This window comes from Pseudomonas poae, assembly GCF_001439785.1.
Lineage (GTDB): Bacteria > Pseudomonadota > Gammaproteobacteria > Pseudomonadales > Pseudomonadaceae > Aquipseudomonas > Aquipseudomonas poae.
In genome coordinates this window covers 68,395-93,248 of sequence record NZ_JYLI01000011.1, presented here as the reverse complement: position 1 = coordinate 93,248, position 24,854 = coordinate 68,395, and the positions used below count along the sequence as shown (strand labels likewise).

The 24,854-nt window shown below is 61.2% G+C and carries 24 protein-coding genes and 1 pseudogene; 21 read left to right on the top strand and 4 right to left on the bottom strand.

The window, feature by feature from the left end; genetic code table 11:
• Positions 1-28 precede the first annotated feature (28 nt).
• The 12 genes from TU75_RS14845 (at position 29) to TU75_RS14795 (ending at position 14,044) form a co-directional block, all read left to right on the top strand.
• Positions 29-1,966, top strand: a complete 1,938-nt coding sequence (locus TU75_RS14845) for a bifunctional 5-dehydro-2-deoxygluconokinase/5-dehydro-2-deoxyphosphogluconate aldolase (RefSeq protein WP_060549341.1) — start codon at positions 29-31, stop codon at positions 1,964-1,966.
• 55 nt (positions 1,967-2,021) lie between these two features.
• The gene (gene iolE / locus TU75_RS14840; RefSeq protein WP_003232267.1) at positions 2,022-2,915 is read left to right on the top strand and encodes a myo-inosose-2 dehydratase; all 894 of its coding nucleotides are present in this window, start codon (positions 2,022-2,024) and stop codon (positions 2,913-2,915) included.
• A complete protein-coding gene (gene iolB, locus TU75_RS14835) occupies positions 2,912-3,700 on the top strand; it encodes a 5-deoxy-glucuronate isomerase (protein WP_003232268.1) in 789 nt (262 codons plus the stop codon). The genes iolE and iolB overlap by 4 nt, the downstream gene beginning before the upstream one ends.
• A 26-nt stretch (positions 3,701-3,726) precedes the next feature.
• On the top strand, positions 3,727-4,548 hold the full coding sequence (locus TU75_RS14830; protein WP_060549340.1) for a TIM barrel protein: 822 nt from the start codon (positions 3,727-3,729) through the stop codon (positions 4,546-4,548).
• 40 nt (positions 4,549-4,588) lie between these two features.
• The gene (iolD, locus tag TU75_RS14825; protein ID WP_060549339.1) at positions 4,589-6,520 is read left to right on the top strand and encodes a 3D-(3,5/4)-trihydroxycyclohexane-1,2-dione acylhydrolase (decyclizing); all 1,932 of its coding nucleotides are present in this window, start codon (positions 4,589-4,591) and stop codon (positions 6,518-6,520) included.
• Between the two features lie 19 nt (positions 6,521-6,539).
• Positions 6,540-7,550 (top strand): bifunctional inositol 2-dehydrogenase/D-chiro-inositol 1-dehydrogenase, encoded by a 1,011-nt coding sequence (gene iolG, locus TU75_RS14820; RefSeq protein WP_015372353.1) that lies wholly within the window; start codon positions 6,540-6,542, stop codon positions 7,548-7,550.
• Between the two features lie 165 nt (positions 7,551-7,715).
• Positions 7,716-7,892, top strand: a complete 177-nt coding sequence (locus TU75_RS27655; protein WP_003232275.1) for a hypothetical protein — start codon at positions 7,716-7,718, stop codon at positions 7,890-7,892.
• A 48-nt stretch (positions 7,893-7,940) separates the two neighbouring features.
• On the top strand, positions 7,941-8,876 hold the full coding sequence (locus TU75_RS14815; RefSeq protein WP_003232276.1) for a sugar ABC transporter substrate-binding protein: 936 nt from the start codon (positions 7,941-7,943) through the stop codon (positions 8,874-8,876).
• 66 nt (positions 8,877-8,942) lie between these two features.
• Positions 8,943-10,496 (top strand): sugar ABC transporter ATP-binding protein, encoded by a 1,554-nt coding sequence (locus TU75_RS14810; protein ID WP_060549338.1) that lies wholly within the window; start codon positions 8,943-8,945, stop codon positions 10,494-10,496.
• A 25-nt stretch (positions 10,497-10,521) separates the two neighbouring features.
• Positions 10,522-11,544 carry an ABC transporter permease gene (locus TU75_RS14805; protein WP_003232279.1) on the top strand — a complete coding sequence of 341 codons (1,023 nt, stop codon included), beginning with the start codon at positions 10,522-10,524 and terminating at the stop codon, positions 11,542-11,544.
• Positions 11,545-11,871: 327 nt separating this feature from the next.
• Entirely contained in the window at positions 11,872-12,276 is a 405-nt protein-coding gene (locus TU75_RS14800; RefSeq protein ID WP_003191666.1) for a TraR/DksA family transcriptional regulator, read from the top strand.
• Positions 12,277-12,370: 94 nt separating this feature from the next.
• A complete protein-coding gene (locus TU75_RS14795; protein WP_428838907.1) occupies positions 12,371-14,044 on the top strand; it encodes a methyl-accepting chemotaxis protein in 1,674 nt (557 codons plus the stop codon).
• 32 nt (positions 14,045-14,076) lie between these two features.
• Here the strand turns inward: TU75_RS14795 and TU75_RS14790 are convergent, their stop codons facing one another.
• The 3 genes from TU75_RS14790 to TU75_RS26615 form a co-directional block, all read right to left on the bottom strand.
• Positions 14,077-14,319: a DUF2789 domain-containing protein gene (locus TU75_RS14790; RefSeq protein ID WP_060549336.1), complete on the bottom strand. Its 243-nt coding sequence runs from the start codon at positions 14,317-14,319 to the stop codon at positions 14,077-14,079.
• A gap of 71 nt (positions 14,320-14,390) precedes the next feature.
• A complete protein-coding gene (locus tag TU75_RS14785; protein WP_003232286.1) occupies positions 14,391-14,621 on the bottom strand; it encodes a hypothetical protein in 231 nt (76 codons plus the stop codon).
• A 109-nt stretch (positions 14,622-14,730) separates the two neighbouring features.
• Positions 14,731-15,006 (bottom strand): hypothetical protein, encoded by a 276-nt coding sequence (locus TU75_RS26615; RefSeq protein ID WP_080627511.1) that lies wholly within the window; start codon positions 15,004-15,006, stop codon positions 14,731-14,733.
• 404 nt (positions 15,007-15,410) lie between these two features.
• On the opposite strand from TU75_RS26615, the gene TU75_RS14780 reads away from it, so the two are divergent.
• The 5 genes from TU75_RS14780 to TU75_RS14760 all read left to right on the top strand — a co-directional run bounded on the left by TU75_RS14780 (position 15,411) and on the right by TU75_RS14760 (position 21,272).
• On the top strand, positions 15,411-15,860 hold the full coding sequence (locus TU75_RS14780; RefSeq protein WP_003232289.1) for a hypothetical protein: 450 nt from the start codon (positions 15,411-15,413) through the stop codon (positions 15,858-15,860).
• Between the two features lie 134 nt (positions 15,861-15,994).
• Positions 15,995-17,002: an ABC transporter substrate-binding protein gene (locus TU75_RS14775; RefSeq protein WP_060549335.1), complete on the top strand. Its 1,008-nt coding sequence runs from the start codon at positions 15,995-15,997 to the stop codon at positions 17,000-17,002.
• 981 nt (positions 17,003-17,983) lie between these two features.
• On the top strand, positions 17,984-20,476 hold the full coding sequence (locus TU75_RS14770) for a TonB-dependent siderophore receptor (protein ID WP_060549334.1): 2,493 nt from the start codon (positions 17,984-17,986) through the stop codon (positions 20,474-20,476).
• Positions 20,477-20,557: 81 nt separating this feature from the next.
• Positions 20,558-20,887, top strand: coding sequence for a hypothetical protein (locus TU75_RS14765; RefSeq protein WP_060549333.1), 330 nt, complete (start codon positions 20,558-20,560; stop codon positions 20,885-20,887).
• A 103-nt stretch (positions 20,888-20,990) separates the two neighbouring features.
• On the top strand, positions 20,991-21,272 hold the full coding sequence (locus TU75_RS14760; protein ID WP_169794352.1) for a hypothetical protein: 282 nt from the start codon (positions 20,991-20,993) through the stop codon (positions 21,270-21,272).
• A 25-nt stretch (positions 21,273-21,297) separates the two neighbouring features.
• Here TU75_RS14760 and TU75_RS14755 read toward each other — a convergent pair whose 3' ends face one another.
• Positions 21,298-21,660 carry an NUDIX hydrolase gene (locus TU75_RS14755; RefSeq protein WP_003232302.1) on the bottom strand — a complete coding sequence of 121 codons (363 nt, stop codon included), beginning with the start codon at positions 21,658-21,660 and terminating at the stop codon, positions 21,298-21,300.
• 126 nt (positions 21,661-21,786) lie between these two features.
• Here TU75_RS14755 and TU75_RS14750 point away from each other — a divergent pair, with 126 nt between their 5' ends.
• The 4 genes and pseudogenes from TU75_RS14750 to TU75_RS26600 all read left to right on the top strand — a co-directional run.
• Positions 21,787-22,767, top strand: a complete 981-nt coding sequence (locus tag TU75_RS14750) for a Gfo/Idh/MocA family protein (protein WP_060549332.1) — start codon at positions 21,787-21,789, stop codon at positions 22,765-22,767.
• Positions 22,768-22,802: 35 nt separating this feature from the next.
• Positions 22,803-23,432: a ribonuclease T2 family protein gene (locus TU75_RS14745; RefSeq protein WP_060549331.1), complete on the top strand. Its 630-nt coding sequence runs from the start codon at positions 22,803-22,805 to the stop codon at positions 23,430-23,432.
• A 90-nt stretch (positions 23,433-23,522) separates the two neighbouring features.
• On the top strand, positions 23,523-24,431 hold the full coding sequence (gene glsB, locus TU75_RS14740; RefSeq protein ID WP_003232308.1) for a glutaminase B: 909 nt from the start codon (positions 23,523-23,525) through the stop codon (positions 24,429-24,431).
• Between the two features lie 195 nt (positions 24,432-24,626).
• A pseudogene (locus tag TU75_RS26600) lies at positions 24,627-24,797 on the top strand (IclR family transcriptional regulator domain-containing protein); the annotation flags it as partial.
• Positions 24,798-24,854: the final 57 nt, after the last annotated feature.

Below are 24,854 nucleotides of genomic sequence, written 5' to 3'. Positions count from 1 at the left end.
CAGGCTGATAAAAATAACAGGAGCCAGCATGGGCCAGACTCGTTTTGCCAGTGGGCGTCAATTGGATCTGATTTGCCTCGGACGCCTGGGCGTCGACCTCTACGCGCAGCAAGTGGGCGCGCGGCTTGAGGACGTGACCAGCTTTGCCAAGTACCTCGGCGGGTCCTCCGCCAATATCGCGTTCGGCACCGCGCGGCTGGGGCTCAAGTCGGCGATGCTCAGCCGCGTCGGCGACGATCACATGGGTCGCTTTCTGCTGGAGTCCCTGGCCCGCGAGGGCTGCGACGTGAGCGCCGTCAAGGTCGACCCGGAACGTCTCACCGCGCTGGTGCTGCTGGGCCTCAAGGACCGCGAAACCTTCCCGCTGGTGTTCTACCGCGAAAACTGCGCCGACATGGCCCTGCGCGCCGAAGACATTGACGAGACCTTTATTGCTTCGAGCAAGGCGCTGCTGATCACCGGCACGCATTTCTCCAGCGACGGCGTGTACAAGGCGAGCATTCAGGCGCTCGATTACGCCGCCAGGCACCACGTCAAGTGCGTGCTGGATATCGACTACCGCCCGGTGCTGTGGGGGCTGGCGGGCAAGGCCGACGGCGAAACGCGCTTCGTGGCCGATCAGAGCGTCAGCCAGCACGTACAGAAAATCCTGCCGCGATTCGACCTGATTGTCGGCACTGAAGAAGAATTCCTGATCGCCGGCGGCAGCGAAGATCTGCTGAGCGCATTGCGCACGGTCCGTCAGCTGACCCCGGCAACGCTGGTGGTCAAGCTTGGGCCGCAAGGCTGCACGGTGATCCACGGCGCGATTCCGGCCCGGCTGGAAGATGGCGCGATTTACCCCGGCGTGCGGGTGGAAGTGCTCAACGTGCTGGGGGCCGGCGATGCATTCATGTCGGGCTTTTTAAGCGGCTGGCTCAATGACGCCAGTGATGAGCGTTGCAGCCAGTTGGCCAATGCCTGCGGTGGTCTTGTGGTGTCGCGGCATGCCTGCGCGCCCGCCATGCCCACCCCGGCTGAACTGGAATACCTGTTCAGCAGCCCGGTGCCCATCACCCGGCCGGATCAGGACGAAACCCTGCAACGCCTGCACCGGGTCACGGTGCCGCGCAAAACCTGGAAGCAGCTGTTTGTATTTGCCTTCGACCACCGCTGGCAACTGGTGGAACTGGCGCAAAAAGGCGGCCAGGAGCTGACCCGCATCAGCGCCATCAAACAGCTGTTTATCCAGGCCATCGAGCGCGTCGAAACCCGGCTGCGCGAGCAGGGCGTCGAGGCCGATGTGGGCCTGCTGGCCGACCAGCGTTTCGGCCAGGACGCGCTCAATGCCGCCAGCGGTCGCGGCTGGTGGATCGCGCGTCCGGTGGAAGTGCAGAACTCACGGCCGCTGGCGTTTGAACACGGGCGTTCGGTGGGAAGCAACCTGATCGCCTGGCCCCAGGAACAGATCATCAAATGCCTGGTGCAGTTTCACCCTGATGACGAGCCGCTGCTGCGCCTGGAACAGGAGGCGCAACTCAAGGCGGTGTACGAGGCGTCCCTGGTCAGCGGTCACGAATTGCTGCTGGAAGTCATACCGCCCAAGGATCATCCTTCCACCTGCCCGGATGCGCTCTACCGTAGCGTCAAGCGCCTGTACAACCTGGGCATTTACCCGGCGTGGTGGAAGATCGAGGCGCAGTCGGCCGATGAGTGGAGCAGGCTCGATGAGCTGATCGAGGCGCGCGACCCGTATTGCCGGGGCGTGGTGTTGCTGGGGCTGAATGCCTCGGCCGAGTGTCTGGCCGAGGGTTTCCGCCAGGCCAGCCGCAGCCGCAGCTGTCGCGGGTTCGCCGTGGGCCGCACGATCTTCCAGGAACCGAGCCGCGCGTGGATGGCGGGGGAGATCGATGACGAGCGCTTGATCCAGCAGGTGCAGGCTATGTTCGAACAGCTCATCAACGCCTGGCGCAGCGCTCGCAATTAAACGCTCCCACATAAGCAGAACTCAGTGGTATCTGAAAACAATAAAAGGTGCAGCCATGCCCGCAATCCGAATTGGCATCAACCCGATCTCCTGGAGCAACGATGACCTGCCGGCCCTGGGCGGTGAAACGCCGCTAAGCACCGCGCTGAGCGAAGGCCGGGAGATCGGCTACGAAGGCTTTGAACTCAACGGCAAGTTCCCCAAGGACGCCAAGGGCGTCGCCGACGTCTTGCGGCCCTACGAACTGGCGCTGGTCTCCGGGTGGTACTCCAGCCGCCTGGCGCGCCGCTCGGTTGCCGAAGAAATCGCAGCGATTGCCGGCCATGTCGACCTGTTGAAACACAACGGCGCCACGGTGCTGGTATACGGCGAAGTCGCCGACTCGATCCAGGGTTCGCGCATCCGTTTGATCGAACGCCCGCGTTTTCACAGCGAACAGGCCTGGCAGGACTACGCCGACAAGCTCACGGAGCTGGCGCGCTTTACCCTGTCCCAAGGCGTGCGCCTGGCCTACCACCACCATATGGGCGCCTACGTCGAGTCCCCGCAGGACATCGACCAGTTGATGCAGCGCACCGGCCCCGAAGTCGGCCTGCTGTTCGATTCGGGCCATTGCTACATGGGCGGCGGCGAACCGCTTGACGTGCTGCGCAAACACATCGACCGCGTTTGCCACGTGCATTTCAAGGACGTGCGCAAACCGGTGGTGCAACTGGCGCGCAATCAGATGTGGAGCTTTCCCGACTGCATCGTCAACGGCACCTTCACCGTGCCCGGCGATGGCGACATCAACTTTGCCGAACTGCTCGATGTATTACTGGCGGCCCGATACGAGGGCTGGCTGGTGGTGGAAGCCGAGCAGGACCCTGCCGTGGCGCCCAGCTATGTCTATGCGAAAAAAGGCTATGACACCTTGCGCGCGCTGCTCAATGAGAGGACTCAGCCATGAGCCTGTTGGTCAAAAGCAGCAAGCGCGGACAAACCATGGTCGCCCTGGAAGCCGGGCGCCTGGAGTACGTGGGCTTCAGTGCTTACCGCCTGAGCCTGGGCGAAACCCTGCCGGTCAGCGCCGGCGACAAAGAGCTGTGCCTGGTGCTGCTCAGTGGCCGGGTGACGATTCAAGGCGAAGGTTTCGACTGGCAGAACCTTGGTGATCGCCACTCGGTGTTCGAGGACAAATCGCCGTTTGCCGCCTACCTGCCGCCGGGCACCGATGCCCAGGTGACCGCCTTGAGCGATGTACAAATCGCCGTGTGCGCCGCCCCCGGCGCCGCAGGTTTCGAGCCGCGCCTGATCCGCCCCGAACACTGCAAGCGCAGCGTGCGCGGCAAGGGCGCCAACACCCGCTATGTGTGCGACATCCTGCCCGACAGCGAGCCGGCGCATTCACTGCTGGTGGTGGAAGTGCGCACGCCGTCCGGGCACTCGTCGAGCTACCCGCCGCACAAGCACGACACCGACGACCTGCCGCACCAGAGCTTTCTGGAAGAGACCTATTACCACCAGATCAACCCGCCCCAGGGCTACGTGTTCCAGCGCGTCTACACCGATGATCGCAGCATCGACCAGGCCATGGCCGTGGAAAACAGCGACCTGGTGGTGGTGCCCAAGGGGTATCACCCGGTCAGCGTGCCGTACGGCTACGAGTCCTATTACCTGAACGTGATGGCCGGGCCCAAGCGCGCCTGGCATTTCCACAATGATCCGCAGCACAGCTGGCTGCTGGACCTTTAAGCTGTTTTGGACGGGGAACAACAACAATGAAATCGCCGTTACGTTTCGCGCTTAACCGCATGGTTGCGCCGCACCTGTCTCTGCCGGAGTTCATCCAGCTGGCGGTCGCGCTTGAATGCGATGCCATCGAAATCCGCAATGACCTCGCCGACCGGCAAATTGAATTCGGTGCGCCGGCCAGCCGCGTGCGTGAATTGTGTGCCGCGCAGGGCATCACCGTGCTGTCGATCAACGCGCTGTACCCCTTTGATGTGTGGAATGACGAGCGCCGTGCCCAGGCAATCAACCTCGCCAACTACGCCCGTGAATGCGGCGCTCAGGGCTTGGTGATGTGCCCGTTCAATGAACCGGGCGACACGCGCAACGAAGCCCAGCGCGCCGCCGGACTGCGCACCGCCCTGAGCGAACTGGCGCCGATCCTGCGCGAGTACGGGATTCTCGGTTTTATCGAGCCGCTGGGCTTTGAAGAATGCGCCATGCGCCGCAAGCGTGTGGCGGTGGACGCCATCCAGGCGACCGGTGGCCTGGACGTGTTTCGCCTGGTGCATGACACCTTCCACCATCACCTGGCCGGCGAGCAGGAGTTCTTCGCGCCACTCACCGGGCTGGTGCATATCTCCGGCGTGGAAGACACCGATGCGCCGCTCAATTCGATCCGCGACGGCCACCGCGTACTGGTGGGCGAGGGCGATATGCTCGGCAATGCGGCGCAGATCGACCGCTTGCTCGGCAGCGGCTACAGGGGCTATCTGTCGTTCGAACCGTTTGCCGAAAGCGTGCATTCGATGGCCGATATTCAGCAGGCTTTGGGGGCGAGCATGACCCTGTTGCAAAAGTCCCTGGCATAACCGAGACCCAATGGACCTGAATTGACACAAGGTGCAAGTGATGACCACAACCCGATTGACCATGGCTCAGGCCCTGGTGAAGTTTCTGGATAACCAGTACATCGAAGTCGATGGCGTGCAGAGCAAATTCGTCGCCGGGGTGTTCACTATTTTTGGCCACGGCAATGTGCTGGGCCTGGGCCAGGCGCTGGAGCAGGACAGCGGCGACCTGGTGGTGCACCAAGGCCGCAACGAGCAGGGCATGGCCCATGCAGCCATCGGGTTCGCCAAGCAGCACCTGCGCCGCAAAATCTATGCGTGCACCGCGTCCGTCGGCCCGGGTGCGGCGAATATGCTCACCGCGGCGGCGACCGCCACCGCCAACCGTATTCCATTGCTGTTGTTGCCCGGCGATGTCTACGCCAGCCGCCAACCCGACCCGGTGTTGCAGCAGATCGAGCAGTTCCACGACCTGAGCATCAGCACCAACGATGCGTTCCGTTCGGTGAGCAAATACTGGGACCGCATCAACCGTCCCGAGCAGTTGATGAGTGCTGCGATCCACGCCATGCGCGTGCTCACCGACCCCGCTGAAACCGGCGCCGTGACCCTGGCGTTGCCGCAGGACGTGCAGGCCGAAGCCTGGGATTATCCGGATTATTTTCTGCAAAAACGCGTGCACCGCATCGACCGGCGTGCGCCCACTGCCGCAATGATCGGCGATGCATTGGCCGCGTTCCGGGGCAAACGCAAGCCGTTGATCATCTGCGGCGGTGGGGTGAAGTACGCTGGCGCGAATGCGGCGTTGCAGGCCTTCGCCGAGCGGTTTGACATTCCCTTCGCCGAGACCCAGGCGGGCAAGAGCGCGGTGCTGTCCAGCCATGCGCTCAATGTGGGCGGTATCGGTGAAACCGGCTGCCTGGCCGCCAACCTGCTGGCGCCGGAGGCGGACCTGATCATCGGCGTCGGCACCCGTTATACCGACTTCACTACCTCGTCCAAGTCACTGTTCAAACACCCCGAGGTGAGGTTTCTGAACCTCAATATCAGCCCGTGCGACGCGTTGAAGCTGGACGGTGTGCAGGTGCTGGCGGACGCCAGGATGGCCCTCGAAGCGCTGGCCGATGCCCTCGGCGACTACCGCGCGGGCTGGGGCGAACAGGTGAGCGATGCGAAGGCGCAACTGGAGGCTGAGCTGGATCGCGTGCACAGCGTGCAGTACCACGGCGATGATTTCGTGCCCGAGGTCGACGACGCGCTGGACCGCGCGGTACTGCGCGAATTCATCGAACTCACCGGCTCCTGCCTCACCCAGAGCCGCGTTCTGGGCGTGCTCAATGAAAGCCTGGCCGACGACGCCATTATCGTGGCCGCCGCCGGCAGCCTGCCAGGGGATTTGCAGCGTGCCTGGCGCAGTAAGGGCGTCAACACCTACCACGTCGAATACGGCTATTCGTGCATGGGCTACGAGATCAATGCGGCCCTTGGCGTGAAGCTCGCCGAACCACAGAAGGAGGTGTATGCGCTGGTTGGCGACGGCTCCTACATGATGCTGCATTCGGAGCTGGCCACCTCGATCCAGGAGCGGCGCAAGATCAACGTGGTGCTGCTGGACAACATGGCCTTCGGTTGCATCAACAACCTGCAGATCGGCAACGGCATGGACAGCTTCGGCACCGAATTCCGTTACCGCAACCCCGAGAGCGGCAAGCTCGACGGCGGCCTGGTGCCGGTGGATTTCGCCATGAGCGCGGCGGCCTATGGCTGCAAGACCTACAAGGTCAGCAACGTGGAACAGCTGCAAGCGGCACTGGCTGATGCGCGCACGCAAAGCGTCTCGACCCTGATCGATATCAAGGTGCTGCCCAAGACCATGGTTCACGGCTACCTGTCGTGGTGGCGGGTGGGTGTGGCGCAGGTGTCCACCAGCGAACGCACCCGTGCAGCCGCCGCAAAACTCAATGAACAGTTGGCCAAGGCCAGGCAGTACTAACAACAAGAGGAGTGTTTGCATGTCTTTGAAGCTTGGAGTGATCGGCACGGGCGCCATTGGTCGAGACCATATTCGTCGGTGCAGCCAGACGTTGCTCAACAGCCAGGTCGTGGCGGTGACGGACATTAACCTTGAGCAGGCCGCCCGGGTGGTTGCCGAGTTACAGCTGGATGCCGAGGTGTACCCGGACGGCCATGCGCTGATCAATTCGCCGCAGGTCGAGGCGATTCTGGTGACGTCCTGGGGGCCGAGCCACCAGGAGTTTGTGCTCGCCGCCATCGCCGCCGGCAAGCCGGTGTTCTGCGAAAAACCCCTGGCCGTGACGGCCGAAGGCTGCCGGGCGATCGTCGATGCCGAAGTGGCCCACGGCAAACGTCTGGTGCAAGTGGGCTTCATGCGCCCCTACGACCCTGGTTATAGAGCTCTCAAGGCAGTGATCGACAGCGGCCAGATCGGCGAGCCCTTGATGCTGCACTGCGCACACCGCAACCCGACGGTGGGCGACAACTACAAGACCGACATGGCAATTACCGACACGCTGATCCACGAGCTGGATGTGCTGCGTTGGCTGCTCGACGACGACTACGTCTCGGTGCAAGTGGTGTTCCCGCGCAAGAGCAGCAAGGCCCTGGCCCATCTGCGCGACCCACAGATCGTGCTGCTGGAGACCGCCAAAGGCACGCGCATTGACGTGGAGGTGTTTGTGAACTGCCAGTACGGCTACGACATCCAGTGCGAAGTGGTGGGGGAGACCGGTATTGCCAAATTGCCGGAGCCTTCGCAGGTGCAATTGCGCAGTGGCGCCAAGCTGTCCAATGCGATCCTGATGGATTGGAAGGACCGCTTCATCGGTGCCTATGACGTGGAGTTGCAGGCCTTTATCGACAGCGTGCGCGCCGGGTACGTCGGCGGGCCGTCGGCGTGGGACGGCTTCGCCGCGGCGGTGGCGGCGGATGCGTGCATCGAGGCGCAGGGCAGTGAGCAGATCGTCAAGGTCAGCTTGCCGGATCGGCCGAGTTTCTACGGCTGATCACCGTCAGTGTGGGAGAGCGTAAAAAATGGAATTAAATTCTAAAAGATATTGATATGGAAATTATTTTCCAATAAAGTCTTTTCCAGGTTGCATAAAGGTCGTCGCGGATTCGATTCGCGCGACTCGACAAAAACAAAATCAAAAACAACCAGGTACCGTCAGATGAAAATCTTCAACGCTGTACTGCGCGTTTTACGCCCTGCCCATGCGCCCCGCGATCTGCCCCGTGCGCGGCCGTTCTACTTCTCCTTCCTGAATATGCTGTGCGTCGAAAACCACGGCGCGCTGCTGTGCTGCATTCCCGGCGCGCCGGTGGTTCGACTGCCTGCCGAGTCCTGACCAACGCAACGTCCAGAAAACCAACAATAAAGTGGAGACAGACCGTTCATGAAGACCCCGATCCGTTTTACCGCGCTGGCCTTGTCCCTCTGGCTGGCCAGCGGCATTGCCGCAGCCGCCGACATCAAGGTGGGCGTGAGCATGTCCGCCTTCGATGACACCTTCCTCACCTATCTGCGCGAAGACATGGACAAGCAGGCCAAGTCCTATCCCAAGGGCGACGGCGTGCAGCTGCAATTCGAAGACGCCCGCGCCGACGTGGTGAAGCAACTGAGCCAGGTCGAGAATTTCATCAGCCAGAAGGTCGATGCGATCATCGTCAACCCGGTGGACACCGCATCCACCAAAAACATCATCAGCGCAGCCACCAAGGCGGGCATCCCGCTGGTGTTCGTCAACCGCCGCCCGGACCAGAAAGACCTGCCCAAGGGCGTGGTGGCCGTGACCTCCGATGACGTCGAGGCCGGCAAGCTGCAAATGCAATACATCGCCGAGAAACTCGGTGGCAAGGGCAAGATCGTGATCCTGCTGGGGGATCTGGCGAACAACTCCACGACCAACCGCACCAAGGGCGTGAAAGAGGTGCTGGCCAAGTACCCCGATATCAAGATCGAGCAGGAACAGACCGGTATCTGGCTGCGTGACAAGGGCATGACCCTGGTCAATGACTGGCTGACCCAGGGCCGCGAGTTCAACGCGGTGCTGGCCAACAACGATGAGATGGCCATCGGCGCGTCCATGGCGTTGAAATCGGCAGGCACCAAACCCGGCACGGTGCTGATCGCCGGCGTCGACGGAACCCCGGACGGGCTGAACGCGATCACCAAGGGCGACATGGCGGCCTCGGCGTTCCAGGACGCCAAGGGTCAGGCGGTGGGCTCGGTGGAAGCGGCGCGCAAGATGGCGAAGAAGGAGCCCGTCGAGCAGAACGTGATTATCCCGTTCAAGCTGATCACCCCGGACAACGTCAACGACTTCAAATAAGCAGTGACATAACGACAATAAGCCGGCAGGGCGGTCACCACCGCCCTGCAGATGGAGTGCCTCCCCATGCTCGCTCAAGCGACTGCCTCGCAGCCCCCTGACACCCGGCCAGTGGCGCTGGACGAACCCTACCTGCTGGAAATCGTCAACATCAGCAAAGGCTTTCCCGGTGTCGTGGCCCTGGACGATGTGCAACTGCGCGTACGCCCGGGTTCGGTGCTGGCGCTGATGGGCGAGAACGGCGCCGGCAAGTCGACATTGATGAAAATCATCGCCGGTATCTACCAGCCCGACGCCGGCGAAATCCGTCTGCGGGGCCAGCCTGTCGTGTTTGAAACGCCGCTGGCCGCGCAGAAGGCGGGCATCGCGATGATCCATCAGGAACTCAACCTGATGCCGCACATGAGTATCGCCGAGAACATCTGGATCGGCCGTGAACAGCTCAACAGCCTGCACCTGGTCAACCACCGCGAAATGCACCGCTGCACCGCCGAGTTAATGGCGCGCCTGCGCATCAACCTGGACCCGGAGGAACAGGTGGGCAACCTGAGCATCGCCGAGCGGCAGATGGTCGAGATTGCCAAGGCAGTGTCTTATGACTCCGACATCCTGATCATGGATGAACCGACCTCGGCGATTACCGAGAAGGAAGTCGCCCACCTGTTTTCGATCATTGCCGACCTCAAGTCCCAGGGCAAAGGGATCGTCTACATCACCCACAAGATGAACGAAGTGTTCGCCATCGCCGATGAAGTGGCGGTGTTCCGCGACGGCCGCTACATCGGCCTGCAGCGTGCCGACAGCATGAACAGCGACAGCCTGATCTCGATGATGGTCGGCCGTGAGCTGAGCCAGTTGTTCCCCGTTCGCGAGACACCTGTCGGCGATTTGCTGTTGTCGGTGCGCAACCTGAGTCTGGCTGGCGTGTTCAAGGACGTGTCCTTCGACCTGCATGCCGGCGAGATCCTCGGCATCGCCGGGCTGATGGGGTCGGGCCGCACCAACGTGGCGGAAACCCTTTTCGGCATCACCCCAAGCTCCAGCGGGCAGATCACCCTCGACGGCCAGCCGGTGCGCATCAGCGACCCGCACATGGCCATCGAGAAAGGGTTTGCGCTGTTGACCGAGGACCGCAAGCTCAGCGGACTGTTTCCCTGCCTGTCAGTGCTGGAAAACATGGAAATGGCCGTGCTGCCGCACTATTCGGACAACGGTTTTATCCAGCAGAAAGCCCTGCGCGCGCTGTGCGAAGACATGTGCAAAAAACTGCGGGTCAAGACCCCGTCGCTGGAGCAGTGCATCGACACCTTGTCTGGCGGCAATCAGCAGAAGGCTTTGCTGGCGCGCTGGCTGATGACCCATCCTCGCTTGCTGATCCTCGATGAACCGACCCGCGGTATCGACGTGGGCGCCAAGGCCGAGATCTATCGCTTGATCTCGTTCCTGGCCAGCGAAGGCATGGCGGTGATCATGATTTCGTCGGAGCTGCCTGAAGTGCTGGGCATGAGTGACCGAGTGATGGTGATGCACGAAGGCGAACTGATGGGCACGCTGGATCGCAGCGAGGCGACTCAGGAAAACGTCATGCAGCTGGCTTCCGGCATGACCGCCGTCCACTGACTACAGAACAGGAAGGTAATGGGCTATGAACGCGATAACAGACAACAAGCCGGCCACGGCGCCGGTCAAGCAGCGTCGGCGCTTGCCCACCGAGCTGAGCATCTTTTTGGTGTTGATCGGTATCGGACTGGTATTTGAGCTGTTCGGCTGGATCGTGCGGGACCAGAGCTTTTTGATGAACTCCCAGCGGCTGGTGCTGATGATCTTGCAGGTGTCGATCATCGGTTTGCTGGCCATCGGGGTGACTCAGGTGATCATCACCACCGGCATCGACCTGTCTTCGGGCTCGGTGCTGGCGCTGTCGGCGATGATTGCCGCGAGCCTGGCGCAGACCTCGGACTTTTCCCGCGCGGTGTTTCCGTCGCTCACCGATCTGCCGGTGTGGATTCCGGTGGCGATGGGGCTGGGTGTGGGGCTGCTGGCCGGCGCGATCAACGGCAGCATCATTGCAGTGACTGGCATCCCGCCGTTCATTGCGACGCTGGGCATGATGGTCTCGGCCCGTGGCCTGGCACGCTACTACACCGAAGGGCAACCGGTGAGCATGCTGTCGGACGCCTACACCGCCATCGGCCATGGCGCCATGCCGGTGATCATCTTTCTGGTGGTGGCAGTGATCTTCCACATCGCCCTGCGCTACACCAAGTACGGCAAGTACACCTACGCCATCGGCGGCAACATGCAGGCGGCACGCACCTCGGGGATTAACGTCAAGCGCCACCTGATTATCGTCTACAGCATCGCCGGCCTGCTTGCCGGGCTGGCCGGTGTGGTGGCTTCGGCACGGGCCGCCACTGGCCAGGCCGGCATGGGCATGTCTTATGAGCTGGACGCGATTGCCGCTGCGGTGATCGGCGGCACCAGCCTGGCGGGCGGGGTAGGGCGCATCACCGGCACGGTGATTGGCGCGCTGATCCTCGGGGTGATGGCCAGCGGGTTCACCTTCGTGGGGGTGGATGCCTATATTCAGGACATCATCAAGGGGCTGATCATTGTGGTGGCGGTGGTGATTGACCAATACCGCAACAAACGCAAGCTCAAGCGCTGAGCGGCAAGCGGCAAGCGGCAAGCGGCAGGGAACGTCTTGCAGCTTGTCGCTTGCAGCGTGCGGCTTATAGCCGCTTTACGAACTTTCCTGCTATAAACGCACTCCGATAACCATTCGCCAAGCCCGTCCTGGTGCCTTTGGGGGTTAATCGGGAAAAATGCCTGTCATTTCAGTTGCTGCGCCCTCAAGTCGGCCTTAGACTGCCGCCCCTCTTAAATTGAGTGCCGGGTGGCGCTTGGAATGGATGGCGCCCTTCCGAGACCTGCAGAGGTCGGCCGGAACGCTCCCTTATTCGCCTTAATGCACGTATTTTTTATAGAGAAATCAATGACAAAGGAAAAGTTGCTGGCCATGCCGGCGGATGACTACATGAATGCCGAACAGCACGCTTTTTTCGAGAAGTTGCTGCAGGACATGAAAGTCGAACACCACGAGCGCATTGAGCAGAACCGTATCGCCATTGAAAGCCTGGACACCCCGGCCGACCCGGCCGACGCCGCCTCCGTTGAAGAAGAGCGCACCTGGCTGGTCAATGCCATCGACCGCGACCAGCGCATGCTGCCGCAGTTGGAGCGCGCCCTGGAGCGCATCAAGGAAGATTCCTTTGGCTGGTGTGACGACAGCGGCGAGCCTATCGGCCTCAAGCGCCTGCTGATCAGCCCGACCACCAAATACTGCATCGAAGCCCAAGAGCGTCACGAGCAGATCGACAAGCATCAGCGCCAGGCCTGATGCGTTGAAGCTGGGGCGCCGTGCAAACGGCTCCCCAGGGCAATGTCCGTTACACCCCATCTGTTGATGTGCTGCAAGCCCCCACTAAAGGCCCATGGATAATGGCCCGATAGTGGCGTTTAATGCAGGCACAACAACGACAAGCAGTGGGGTAACGACGATGGCTGGAGATGGATCTCTGATGGGCACGGCAATGCCACCGCAAGCGGTGAGCAGGCTGCCCGTCTGGCTGACGCCGCTTGTGCAGAGCGCCGCCATGGTGCTGGTGCTGCTGGGTCTGGCATTTGCCGGCCTGCCGCTGTACCTGGGCCTGCCACTGGCCTTGCTGGTGATCTGGCTGCCGCGCTTGAAACCCCGTACGCCTGCCATTGCATCGCTCAACACCGTTGACGCAATCAGTGAACTGACGCGCGACCTCTCCCATACCACCAGCCATAACGCACTGTCAGCCGCAGGCGTGGCCTATTCGGTCAAGCAACTGGCGGCGCGCCTGCAATCCCAGTTGAGTGCGGCCAAACAGATCGTCAGCAGCGCTGAAGTGATGATCGGCACCGAGCAGGCCACCGCCCAGCTCAGCCGCCAGGCCCTTGGCGCGGCCAGCCAGGCCCATCAGCGCAGCAGTGAAGGGCGCGAGGTGCTGGCCCAGTCCATTACGCGCATGCACCAGCTCAGCCAGCGTGCCAGCGCCAGCCGTGAGCTGATCGAAGCCTTGAGCCAGCGCAGCGAAGAAATCCAACGCGTGACCCTGGTGATCCAGTCCATTGCCAGCCAGACCAACCTGCTGGCGTTGAACGCCGCCATTGAAGCCGCACGGGCCGGCGAGCACGGACGCGGGTTTGCGGTGGTGGCCGATGAAGTGCGGGGGCTGGCCGGGCGTACGGCCAAGGCCACCGATGAAGTCGGGGTGATGGTGGCGGATATCCAGCAACGCACAGCCCAGGTGGTGGAGCAGATTCGCCAACTGTCGGCGGACCTGAACACCGGTGTCGCACAGGTGGAAGAGGCGGGCGAACAGCTGGAGACCATCGCCAGCCTAGCGGCGGATGTGGAAGGGCAGGTCAACGAAATCGCCCAGGGCAGCGACACCAATCGCGCGCAACTCGACAGCCTGTTCCATGCGGTGGAGCAGATGCGCAGTGACCTCACGGTGAGCGACCAGCAGACGCGGCAATTGGCCGACGCCGCCGTGCAGATGGAAGGGCAGGCGGAAACCATCAGCGAGCGCTTGGCCGAGGTTGGGCTGGATGACTATCACCAGCGTGTCTACGACCTCGCCCGCGAGGGCGCCAACCGCATCGCCGAACAGTTCGAGGCGGATGTGCAGGAGGGCCGAATCAGTCTGGATGATCTGTTCGATCGCAGCTACACATTGATCCCCAATACCCGCCCGAGTAAATATCACACACGTTTTGACGGCTACACCGACAAGGTGCTGCCGGCGATACAGGAAGCCCTGCTGCCTCGTCATGAGGGGCTGGTGTTTGCGATTGCCTGCACGCCGCAGGGCTACGTGCCGACGCATAACCAGGCGTTTTCACAGGCGTTGACGGGGGATGCTCAGGTGGATGCGGTGCAAAATCGCACCAAGCGCAAGTTCGAGGACCGAACGGGGATTCGCTGCGGCAGTCACCAGCAGGCGGTGTTATTGCAAACCTATACCCGCGATACGGGGGAGTTGATGCATGATCTGTCGGTGCCGATCATGGTGAAAGGGCGCCATTGGGGCGGCCTGCGCCTGGGCTATAAACCCGAGGCGGCCAAGGTTTAGCGCGCCGCCACGGTGATAGGGCTATGGATGAATCAAACCTCTGGGGACTCATGCAGCAATGCGTTCAGATCATCCACGGCCGGCGCCCATTCAGCATCAACGTGCAATTGCTCCTTGAGGAAGTTCGCCTGTTGCTCGGTCCAGAACGGCGCATCGATCAGCTTTACATCATCAGGCAGGCGGTGCTCTGCGGTGAAGCGCTCGATGCCTTCCTGGCTTGAATCCAGGCCCAGTTGATCGAACAGGGTTTCCAGCGTCGGGGTAGTGGTGTCCATCGGGTTCTCCATGCGGGTTGACCATCGTTATGCATGGGAGACCTGTGGCGCGCCAGAGTTCGATCCGATTCTCAGGAGGTCAGTGCGCCGGAATCCACCGCCGCCTTGAGCGCCTGGGCTTGCTCCCGGCCTGCGACCGCAGCCGTCTCGAATGTCTTGAACCAACGGTCTTTTTCCACCTGGTGCGTGGTGACGGTGGTCAGCGGCGGCTTGGCGCGCATGACGATCACCGCTTGAAACTCTCCTTCCACTTCCCGGGCATCGCCGTGGATGAAAAACTCGCCAATATCAAATTCCGTCACGTATTGCCTTCCCTTCAAGGTAACTGCACTGCTGAAACCGCACCCACATGGGCAAACTTCAATGGACGCGGCAGTATGGCAGTTGTTGAAGGGCGATGGCGCAGTAAAGTCATCGGTGTGACGAACCGCTCGTCCCGTGAATGGTGTTCAGGCTGGCTTCCATTTGCCTGGCCAGTTCGCAGGCCTTGCCATGGTGGCTACGAAAGCCGCGAATCCTGCCGCTGGTCACTTCCAGAATATGGAAGAAATTGCGTCCGGCCGGTACAACTCGGTAAAGAACGGAATTGGAGTACCCCTCCGGGTCAGGCAGGCAGTAGTATTGGCGCCCGTCCTGCGCAGATGAACAGGTACGGGAAGACGTAGCATCGTGTAGGCGTGGTTGCATGGTCAGCTCCTTTTGATTGATCCTGTGTGCTCATCGGCAGCGTTTCGAGTGGTTTTGAACGGCGGTGCTGTTTTAGTATTGTCGCCGGCAACCCGTCTGGTTCCACGCTCAAGTGTTTTGTTTTGTAGGGTGCGTGGGAATTGTGCGCGCCGGGCCGGGTTATTCTCTGAAGTAGCACGGCCCGTATTCTCTGGCCGTTGAACCTGTGATCTGCTGTGACGCCGGATGACCTTGCACAAGGTTCATCGTGCATGCCTGTACTAGTCTTGTAGGCGCAGCAGGGTTTTCTTCAGTTTTTTAACGAATATGTGATCGTGCCTGAGGGCCGTTTTTTGTGCTGCCTGCTTCGGCGGGCGGCACTCTTTCAATGTGGGGGCGTTTCCTTGGCAGTCAGTAATCTGGATATGCACGCGTTGTTCGTGCTGGGCGATTTGCGCGCAAAATTAGTCAAGCAGTTTCAATCACGTTTTGTTTACGTCACTGAACAGACGCCGGAAGGCATCTACATTGCTGAAATAGACACCGAAGCGGCCCTGGTCGTCGACGACAAGCCGCGTCTGGAGCTGAAGGTAGGTGATCATTTCCGCGCCGCTGTGTTGCCCAGTCGTGAAGGCGGCAAGTTCGAACTGAAATTTCGCGAGATCAAGTTGACGGTGTACGGCCTGGGCGACTACGCCTTTGTTTCGTCGGCCGAAGGCCAGGGCATTGTGTTCAAGGAAGGCCATAGCGTGATGCTGGTATTCGCCGCCCATGAACAACTGCAGGAAGGCCTGACCAAGACCCTCAAAGCCGTGACCGGCAAAGCCGCCAAGTGGCGCAAGGGTGAGCTGGTGACCTTCAAGGCCAGCGAGTAGTCGCAGCAGGTTTTTTTGATTCCTTTCTCTTTGCGGAACCTCTACTACAGTTGAGCTGACTTAACTATTCAGAGGCTTCGCGCATAGGCAGCAAGCCGTCCGTCAGTTGCTGCACAGATGCGAGGTGGGAAGGCATGAAAGGATTGAGAACCCTGTTGGCTGCGGCGGTGACGACGTTGAGTCTATCGTTGCCCGTGTCCGCGGCGCAGGCGCCCGTGCATTTTGCCGACCTGAACTGGGAAAGCGGCAGCCTGATCACCGAAGTGCTGCGTTTTATTGTCGAAAAGGGCTATGACCTGCCCACCGACACCTTGCCCGGCACCACCATCACCCTGGAAACCGCACTGGCGAAAAATGATATCCAGGTGATCGGCGAAGAATGGGCTGGTCGCAGCCCGGTGTGGATCAAGGCTGAAGCCGAAGGCAAAGTGGTGGGTCTGGGCGATACGGTCAAGGGCGCTACCGAAGGCTGGTGGGTGCCGGAGTACGTGGTCAAGGGGGACCCGGCCAAAGGCCTCAAGCCGCTGGCGCCGGACCTGAAGACCGTGCAGGACCTGGCGCGCTACAAGGACGTGTTCAAGGACCCAGAGTCGCCCGGCAAGGGCCGCTTTCTCAACAGTCCCATCGGCTGGACGTCCGAAGTGGTCAACAAGCAGAAGCTCAAGGCCTATGGCCTGGACGACAGCTACGTGAACTTCCGCAGCGGTTCGGGCGCGGCACTGGATGCCGAAATTGCCTCATCGATCCGCCGAGGCAAGCCGGTACTGTTCTACTACTGGTCGCCGACACCGTTGATGGGCCGCTACAAATTGATTCAACTGGAAGAACCGCCGTTTGACGCCGACGCCTGGAAGACCCTCACCGACGCCGACAACCCCAACCCTCGTCCAACCCGGTCACTGGCGTCCAAGCTGAGCATCGGCGTATCCACGCCATTCCAGCAGCAACATCCGCAGATCGCCGAGTTCTTCACCAAAGTCCAGTTCCCCATCGACCCACTGAACAAAGCCCTGGCCACCATGAGCGAAAACCACACGGCACCACGGCAAGTGGCCCAGGCGTTTCTCAAGGAACATCCTGAGGTGTGGAAAGCCTGGTTGACGGCGGATGTGGCGCAGAAGGTTGAGGCTGGTTTGAAGTAGTCACTGTTCTGCTGTCCAGGGGGCATGGGCTTTGCCAGGCAACTGCACAATCATGGAAAGCGAGCTTGTGTGGCGAGCGGGCTTGTCCTGCGCTGGGCTGCGCAGCAGCCCCAAAACCATCCGCTGAGCCGTATCAGGTACACCGCGTTTTGCTGGATTGGGGGCGCTTCGCACCCCAACGCGGGGCAAGCCCCAATGCCGTTCAGTTAAGCCAGCGTGATGCTCAGAGCAACGAGCGGTGCGACTTTTCGGTGTACATATCCGTTGCTGCGGTGATGGCGACTTAGGGTTCCGCCCTTACGGCGGCTCACTTTTGGAAAGACCCAAAAGTAAGCAAAAGGTCATTGCCCCAACACTCGGCACCTCGCTGAGGCCCGGCCAGCGTGTTTGACGGGGCGCCTCAGATCAAAAGCAAAAGCGCGGCGGCCTTAGAGCCGACCGGTATGGGTGAGTGTGAACGCGATCAAATGTGGGAGCGGGCTTGCCCGCGAAGGCGTCGGCCCAGCAAACATTGAGGCCGACTGACCCACCGCTTCCGCGGGCAAGTCGCACCGCCGCTCTTAACTGAACGGCATTGGGGCTTGCCCCGCGTTGGGCTGCGAAGCAGCCCTGGTGCAATAACGGTGCACCGCACAGCTCAGCCGCGAAAATCATGGTGATATTGCAAGGACGATTTGAGTTTTGGAGTTAACCTCCTGGTGAGTTGGAATGTGGGCAGCGTGAGTCATCCGTGACATCTCGGCAGGGGTCAAAGCGTTGGATTCTGCCCCAGCAAAAATCCCCCGCATGAACGGTTATACAAAACAGAAAAGGCCGACACACCGCGCAGAAAACCCGCTGAAAACCAGGCTAACTAGCCACACAAAATCACAACCCGTCTGCTTGCAAAATACCCGCCCAAATAAAAATCGCTCTCATCCTTGCCCGATTTCGCGACCTGGCCGTCATGGTTAGTAGAACCTTCATTACGCAGGATTTTCCATGTCGCGCCTTGCCCGTCCCTTGCATCCACTGGCCCTGTCAGTGGCGATCGCCTTTGCCGCCGTGCCGTTGCTGGCGGCTCAGCCAGTTTTTGCCGAAGACAGCGACAGCGCCGTGCGCCGCTTCGAGGTTGCGGCCGGTGATCTGAGTCAGGCACTCAACAGCCTGGCCGAACAGGCAGGGCTGGTACTTGCCTTTGATGCGAGCCTGACCCGAGGCAAGCGCAGCAATGGCCTCAACGGGCAGTACGGGACGGATACGGCGCTGGCCCAGTTGCTTGCAGGCAGTGGCTTGCAGGCGCTGAAGATTGCCGCCGACCGTTACCGGCTCGAAGCCGTCCCGGATAGCGGCGGTGCCATGGAGTTGCAGGCCACCACCATCAGCGCTGCCTACCAGACCGAAAGTCCCACCGGGCCGGTGGTCGGTTATGTCGCCAGCCGCAGCCTGTCGGGCACCAAAACCGATACGGCGTTGATCGAAACCCCGCAGTCTATTTCTGTGGTCACCAAGGACCAGATGCGCGCGCAGAATGCCGAAAGCCTCAATCAGATCCTGCGCTACAGCGCCGCCGTGGTCCCGGAAACCCGGGGCGCCACGGCCTCGCGTCTCGACCAGTTGACCATTCGCGGCTTCGCCCCGGCCACGTACCTGGACGGCCTGCGCGTGCCGTCAAGCCGCGACGCCTTGCCGCAAAAGGACGCATTCGATCTGGAGCGCGTCGAAGTGCTGCGCGGCCCGGCTTCGGTGCTGTACGGCCAGGGCACGCCGAGCGGGGTGATCAATATGGTCACCAAGCGTCCGCTGGACACGCCGTTCCATGAGGTGGGCGTGGAGTACGGCACGTTCAACAAAAAACGCACCACCTTCGACCTGAGCGGACCGATTGACGATCAGGGGGTATATGCCTACCGCGTTGCCGGACTTTTCGATGACGCCGACGGCCAAGTGGAACACACCGAAACCCGCCGCCAATCGCTGTCCAGCGCGTTCACCTGGCGCCCGGATGACGCCACGTCGCTGACCTTGCTGGGGCATTTTCAGAAGGACCCGAAGGGCGCTTCCTACGGTTCGGTGCCGGCCTGGGGCTCGGTGCTGCACAGCCCGACCGGGCGCAAAATCGATGTGGACTTCTACGATGGCGAGAAGAATTTCGAGAAGAGTGACCGCGAGCACTACTCCCTCGGCTATGCGTTCGAACATCACTTCAACGATGTCTGGACCGTGCGCCAGAACGCCCGTTACCTGCGTGCCGAAGGTGTCTACCGCAGTATCTACAACAGCTACCTGCAGGCCGATTACCGCACGGCCACGCGCTCGACCATCGCCACCGATGTGGACATGGACGCCTACACCCTCGATAACCAGCTGCAGGCCCGATTCGACACCGGGCCGCTTCAGCACACGTTGCTGACGGGCCTGGATTACCAGAACACCAGCACCGACACCAAGGCGGGCTACGGCAAGGGACCAAGCCTGGATATCTTCGACCCGGTCTACGGCGCACCGGTGTCCACACCGGCCTTTGGCACCGACGCCACGTCGCGCAGTGAACAGACCGGGGTGTACCTGCAAGAGCAAATGAAGTGGGACAAATGGGTGCTGCTGCTTGGCGGTCGCTATGACTGGGCCAGCACCGACAGCACCACCAAGTCGCTGAGCAACGGCGCCAAGAGCAAGTCCTCCCTGGACAGCCATGCATTTACCGGCCGCGTTGGCCTGGTGTATCTGTTCGATAACGGCCTGGCGCCGTATGCCAGTTATGCGGAGTCATTCAACCCGCAGTCGGGCACCGGCTACGGCGGTTCGGTGTTCAAGCCGACCGAAGGCAAGCAGTATGAAATCGGCATCAAGTACCAGCCGCCGGGCAGCAACAGCTTTATCACCGCCGCCATTTTCGACCTGCGCCAGCGTAACGTTCCGACCCTTGATCCGGACCCGTCCCATATGTGCGGCAACGGTCGCTGTTCGATCCAGGACGGCGAGCAGCAATCCCGCGGCTTTGAACTGGAAGGCAAGGCCAGCCTCAACGACAACCTGGATCTAACCGCTGCCTATGCCTACCTGGATAACCGCGCCAGCCAGTCCAACAGCACCGCGCAGTATGCGCCGATCAGCGATGTCGGCATCGGCCCGGCTGTTCCGGTCAAAGGCACCACGACTTACGGTCTGCCGCGTCACACGGCATCGGCGTGGGCGGACTACACCTTTCACGACGGCCAGTTGAAAGGCTTTGGTGTGGGGGCCGGTGCGCGCTATGTCGGCTCTTCATGGGGCGATACCGCCAACACCCTGAAGGTGCAGGGTTACACCTTGTTCGATGCGGCGGTGCACTACGACATCCCGAACATTGCCAACCCCAAAGACAACCTGCGCCTGGCCGTGAACGCCTCCAACCTTGCGAACAAAGAGTACGTGGCGTCGTGCCTGTCGTATTCGTGGTGCTGGTATGGCTCACAGCGCACCGTGCAGGCGAGCGCCACTTATCAGTGGTAAATAAGGCAATCTGATGGCCCCCATGTAACAAAATCCTCGCCAGAATCGCTTTTATTTTCAGGTGGTTAGGTGAGGAAGCAAATGCGCACTGTTGGAATCATGCTGTTCGCCTGCTCCCTGGCCTGCGGCGCGGCTACCGTGCAGGCACGGGAGCTGCGCGAAGGTGACAAGTACATGTGCAGTTGGGGCGCCGGTACGGCGGCCAGAGCCCAGGAACTCAAGCTGTCGGGCGTGTCGTTATACGCCGCTCGACAGAAGATCCAGACTATCAAGTTCAACAAACCGTGGATGCACATGATGGCCATGGGCATCACCGAACAAACCTACGACAGTCGCTCACGGCTCAAACCCGAGGCGATTCGCCAAAGCTTCTATCAGGAATGCCTGCGCTACCGGGTCGCGCGCAAGTGAGGGGCTGAGGCAAGCCGGTTTATCCGCCGGAGCGCTTACAAATCCACGACAGATGCTGTGTCTCTATTTGCATACAATCGCGCACTTCACCCTGGAGGCCTGTATGCACACCCCGGAAAGAGCAGGGCGCCCGTCACTCATGAATGCGCCAGAACCTTCATCGTCCGATAGTTTCGGTTACTTCGTTGCCGCCGTGCTGGGCGTGGCGGTGCTGCTGGGCATTTGCTTCGTGGAGTACAACGCCAAGGTGGATCAGCAGCGGCAAGCGGCCGTCGAGCGTTGGTTGCTGTGCTCACAGATGGAAAGGGTCGCCAGTGTGGCCTCTGTCCGGGGCGTGAGACTGAGTGCAAACTGCCGCACACTGAGTGAGCAGGATCACAAGTAAGGGGCAAGCCAACGTACCCTGCACGTTACAGGCGTCGTACAAACGATTTGACGATATGCCGAGTGACGTCGGTGGTATCGAGTTGATCGACGTTCTCATAGGCATGCCAGCAACAGTCGACAATCTCGTTACGCGGTCGCGCCTCGTCGATATTGACCACCGAGGCCTCGAACACATGGTGCAGCGTGTCGCGTGCCTTGAGTTCCTGCAGGTACAGCAGGCCATCCACGTTCAACCCGGTTTCTTCTTCCAGCTCGCGTTCTGCCGCGCCCACCGGACGCTCGTCGCGCTCGACCTTGCCACCCGGCAAGGCCCATTTCGATCTGGCCTTGCGCACGAAAAGGATATGTCCTTCGTGTTCGCAAATGACCGTGGCCCTGATTTTCATTGTCTGTGCCCCCGCAGCAAATGAGTGTCACAAAAGTGTAATGCAATTGTCATGCTAAGTGGTTATGGCGTGCCGGGGTATGTATGTGGATACTGCCCGATTGAAAGAAACGGACGAGGAAAACCGATGAACACCGTACGTTGGGGCATGATCGGCTGTGGCAGTGTCACTGAGTTAAAGAGTGGACCCGCTTTCTATAAAGCGCCAGGTTCTGCCCTGGTGGCCGTGATGGGGCGTCGCGAGGAGGCCGTGCGCGATTATGCGACGCGCCATGGCATTGCACGTTATTACACTGACGCCCAGGCGCTGATCGACGACCCCGAAGTGGACGCGGTCTACATCGCCACGCCCCCCGACAGCCACCTCGACTACAGCCTGATGGTGGCCGCAGCCGGCAAGCACTGCTGCGTCGAGAAACCCATGTCGCTGAATGCCGAGCAAAGTGCCCTGATGCAGCGCACCTTCGAGCGCGCCGGGCTGCACTTGTTCGTATCCTATTACCGGCGCTCGCTGCCGCGCTTTCAGCAGGTACGCGACTGGTTGCAGCAGGGCCGCATTGGCGAACTGCGCCACCTGACCTGGACCCTGTGCAAGCCGCCGGCCGCCAATGACGCCAGCGCCACCAACTGGCGCACCGACCCCGCCATCGCTGGCGGCGGCTATTTTGCCGACCTGGCCAGTCATGGCTTCGACCTGTTCCAGTACCTGGCCGGGGATATTGTCGAGGTGTCGGGCTTTACCGCACGGCAGGCCGGACACTATGCGGCTGAAGACGCGGTGACGGCGTGCTGGACCTTCGCCAACGGCGCTCTGGGCATGGGCTGCTGGAATTTCGTCGCGGATCGCCGTGAAGACAAGGTCGAGCTGATCGGCAGCCTGGGTCGCATTACCTTCTCCGTGTTCGAAGACCAGCCCCTGCGCCTTGAAGGACAGACCCACCAGGTGCTGGAAGTGCCATGCCACGCACATATCCAATGGCATCACGTGCTGGCAATGAACGCGCACATCCGTGGTGAGGCCGAGCATCCATCCCAGGCCATCGAAGCGCTGAAGACTGATCGTATCCTCGACAAGGTGCTACAACGTAACCCCAACCATCCCGGCTAAGCGTGCCAGGATCAGTCTTTTCAAGGAATTGACCCATGAAATACTGGATGGCCGTGTGGCTGGTCCTGGCCGCAACCGTGACCGCAGCGCCCCGGGAGCAGCGGCCGGCCGGGGATTTTGATTTTTATGTGTTGTCGTTGTCGTGGTCACCGACGTTCTGCCTCACCCATCCGCACAACGAGCAGTGTTCGGGCAAGGGCTATGGTTTTGTGCTGCACGGGCTTTGGCCGCAGTATGCGAAGGGTGGCTGGCCGTTGGCGTGTGATTCACGGTCACGGCTGTCGGACGCCGAGCTGGCCAAGGGCGCGTTGATCTTCCCCACGCGGGCGCTGCTCAAGCACGAGTGGAGCAAGCACGGTACATGCAGCGGCCTGGACGCCACGCGCTACCTCGACGCGACGGACGCCGCACTGGCCTCCGTGCAGATTCCGCAACAGCTGCAACCGTTCAACGTGCCCAATTATCTGGAGGCCGCTGAAATCGAAGCGCTTTTTCGCCAAAGCAACCCTGCCATGGGCAACCACAGCGTGGCGGTCATCTGCAAGGGCAAGGTATTGTCCGAAGTGCGCGTATGCCTGAGCAAGGAACTGCGCTTTGCCGGTTGCCCCAGAAGTGTGAAGACGCAGTGCCGGGGCGGCGATATCCGCATTCCGGTGCAGCGTTAATGTGAGCGCGACACCTGCCTGATCCGCCCCTTTGCGGTATCCTCCGCGCCCCGCTTATCCATGATGCAAGGCACGATGACAGGACAAGACATGCAGGCACTGCTGGACGCGATTCTCGACGAAGTTCGTCCACTGATCGGCCAGGGCAAAGTCGCCGACTACATCCCCGCGCTGGCCGATGTGCCCGCCAATCAGCTTGGTATCGCCGTGTATGGCAACGACGGCGCGGCCTACTGCGCGGGGGATGCCGATACGCTGTTCTCGGTGCAGAGCATCTCCAAGGTCTTTAGCCTGGTACAGGCCATCGACCACGGCGGCGAAACCATTTGGGAGCGCCTGGGCCATGAGCCTTCCGGGCAACCGTTCAACTCCATGGTGCAGCTGGAGTTCGAGCGTGGCCGCCCGCGCAACCCGTTTATCAACGCCGGCGCCCTGGTGATCTGCGACATCAACCAGTCGCGCTTCGCCGTGCCGATCCTGTCGATGCGCGACTTCGTCCGGCGCCTGTCAGGCAACCCGCAGATCCTGGTCAACAGCATCGTCGCCGACTCCGAAGCCCAGCACGGCGCGCGCAACGCGGCCATGGCTTACCTGATGAAAGCCTTCGGCAACTTCCACAACGACGTCGACGCAGTGTTGCACAGCTACTTCAACTACTGCGCCTTGCAGATGAGCTGCCTGGACCTGGCCAAGGCTTTCAGCTTTCTGGCCAACGAAGGCGTAAGCGCCCACAGCGGCGAACAGATCCTTACCGCGCGCCAGACCAAACAAGTCAACTCCATCATGGCCACCAGCGGGCTGTATGACGAAGCGGGCAATTTTGCCTATCGCGTGGGGTTGCCGGGCAAGAGCGGGGTAGGGGGTGGTATTGTCGCGGTAGTGCCGGGGCAGTTCACGGTGTGCGTGTGGTCACCAGAGTTGAACGCGGCGGGGAACTCGCTGGCGGGGATGAAGGCGCTGGAGTTGTTGAGTGAGCGGATTGGGTGGTCGGTGTTTTGATTACTTCGACTTGGCACTGTCGCGCAGCAAACCGGAGTCTCTGTGGCGAGCGGGCTTGCCCCGCGTTGGGGTGCGAAGCGCCCCCAATCCAGTAAAACGCGGTGTACCTGATACGGCTCAGCGCCTGGTTTTGGGGCTGCTGCGCAGCCCAGCGCAGGACAAGCCTGCTCGCCACAGGAATGGCCAGGAGCTGTTGACATGACCATTGGCGCGCCGGTACTGGGGGCGAATGGCCGCCCGGTGGCGGCGGTGCATGTGGTGGCGCCGACCAGCCGGTGGAGCAGGGCGGATGCGGAGAAGCAGCTGGCGTCGGTGTTGTTGCAGTGTTCAAGGGCATTGAGTAATTCGGCCAGGCATCTGGAATAACAGCCACTGCAGATTCAAGTGTGGGAGGGGGACTTGCCCCCGATAGCGGTGGGTCAG

What these genes read in the sequence shown, in the direction of transcription:
- TU75_RS14760 (WP_169794352.1), top strand. Translation starts at nt 20,991, where the DNA reads ATGCACACCCCGGAAAGAGCAGGGCGCCCGTCACTCATGAATGCGCCA.
- iolD (WP_060549339.1), top strand. Translation starts at nt 4,589, where the DNA reads ATGACCACAACCCGATTGACCATGGCTCAGGCCCTGGTGAAGTTTCTG.
- glsB (WP_003232308.1), top strand. Translation starts at nt 23,523, where the DNA reads ATGCAGGCACTGCTGGACGCGATTCTCGACGAAGTTCGTCCACTGATC.
- TU75_RS14815 (WP_003232276.1), top strand. Translation starts at nt 7,941, where the DNA reads ATGAAGACCCCGATCCGTTTTACCGCGCTGGCCTTGTCCCTCTGGCTG.
- TU75_RS14845 (WP_060549341.1), top strand. Translation starts at nt 29, where the DNA reads ATGGGCCAGACTCGTTTTGCCAGTGGGCGTCAATTGGATCTGATTTGC.
- iolB (WP_003232268.1), top strand. Translation starts at nt 2,912, where the DNA reads ATGAGCCTGTTGGTCAAAAGCAGCAAGCGCGGACAAACCATGGTCGCC.
- TU75_RS27655 (WP_003232275.1), top strand. Translation starts at nt 7,716, where the DNA reads ATGAAAATCTTCAACGCTGTACTGCGCGTTTTACGCCCTGCCCATGCG.
- TU75_RS14745 (WP_060549331.1), top strand. Translation starts at nt 22,803, where the DNA reads ATGAAATACTGGATGGCCGTGTGGCTGGTCCTGGCCGCAACCGTGACC.
- TU75_RS14800 (WP_003191666.1), top strand. Translation starts at nt 11,872, where the DNA reads ATGACAAAGGAAAAGTTGCTGGCCATGCCGGCGGATGACTACATGAAT.
- TU75_RS14765 (WP_060549333.1), top strand. Translation starts at nt 20,558, where the DNA reads ATGCGCACTGTTGGAATCATGCTGTTCGCCTGCTCCCTGGCCTGCGGC.
- iolE (WP_003232267.1), top strand. Translation starts at nt 2,022, where the DNA reads ATGCCCGCAATCCGAATTGGCATCAACCCGATCTCCTGGAGCAACGAT.
- iolG (WP_015372353.1), top strand. Translation starts at nt 6,540, where the DNA reads ATGTCTTTGAAGCTTGGAGTGATCGGCACGGGCGCCATTGGTCGAGAC.
- TU75_RS14805 (WP_003232279.1), top strand. Translation starts at nt 10,522, where the DNA reads ATGAACGCGATAACAGACAACAAGCCGGCCACGGCGCCGGTCAAGCAG.
- TU75_RS14790 (WP_060549336.1), bottom strand. Translation starts at nt 14,319, where the DNA reads ATGGACACCACTACCCCGACGCTGGAAACCCTGTTCGATCAACTGGGC.
- TU75_RS14775 (WP_060549335.1), top strand. Translation starts at nt 15,995, where the DNA reads ATGAAAGGATTGAGAACCCTGTTGGCTGCGGCGGTGACGACGTTGAGT.
- TU75_RS14780 (WP_003232289.1), top strand. Translation starts at nt 15,411, where the DNA reads ATGCACGCGTTGTTCGTGCTGGGCGATTTGCGCGCAAAATTAGTCAAG.
- TU75_RS14830 (WP_060549340.1), top strand. Translation starts at nt 3,727, where the DNA reads ATGAAATCGCCGTTACGTTTCGCGCTTAACCGCATGGTTGCGCCGCAC.
- TU75_RS14810 (WP_060549338.1), top strand. Translation starts at nt 8,943, where the DNA reads ATGCTCGCTCAAGCGACTGCCTCGCAGCCCCCTGACACCCGGCCAGTG.
- TU75_RS14750 (WP_060549332.1), top strand. Translation starts at nt 21,787, where the DNA reads ATGAACACCGTACGTTGGGGCATGATCGGCTGTGGCAGTGTCACTGAG.
- TU75_RS14795 (WP_428838907.1), top strand. Translation starts at nt 12,371, where the DNA reads ATGGATAATGGCCCGATAGTGGCGTTTAATGCAGGCACAACAACGACA.
- TU75_RS14770 (WP_060549334.1), top strand. Translation starts at nt 17,984, where the DNA reads ATGTCGCGCCTTGCCCGTCCCTTGCATCCACTGGCCCTGTCAGTGGCG.
- TU75_RS14755 (WP_003232302.1), bottom strand. Translation starts at nt 21,660, where the DNA reads ATGAAAATCAGGGCCACGGTCATTTGCGAACACGAAGGACATATCCTT.
- TU75_RS26615 (WP_080627511.1), bottom strand. Translation starts at nt 15,006, where the DNA reads ATGCAACCACGCCTACACGATGCTACGTCTTCCCGTACCTGTTCATCT.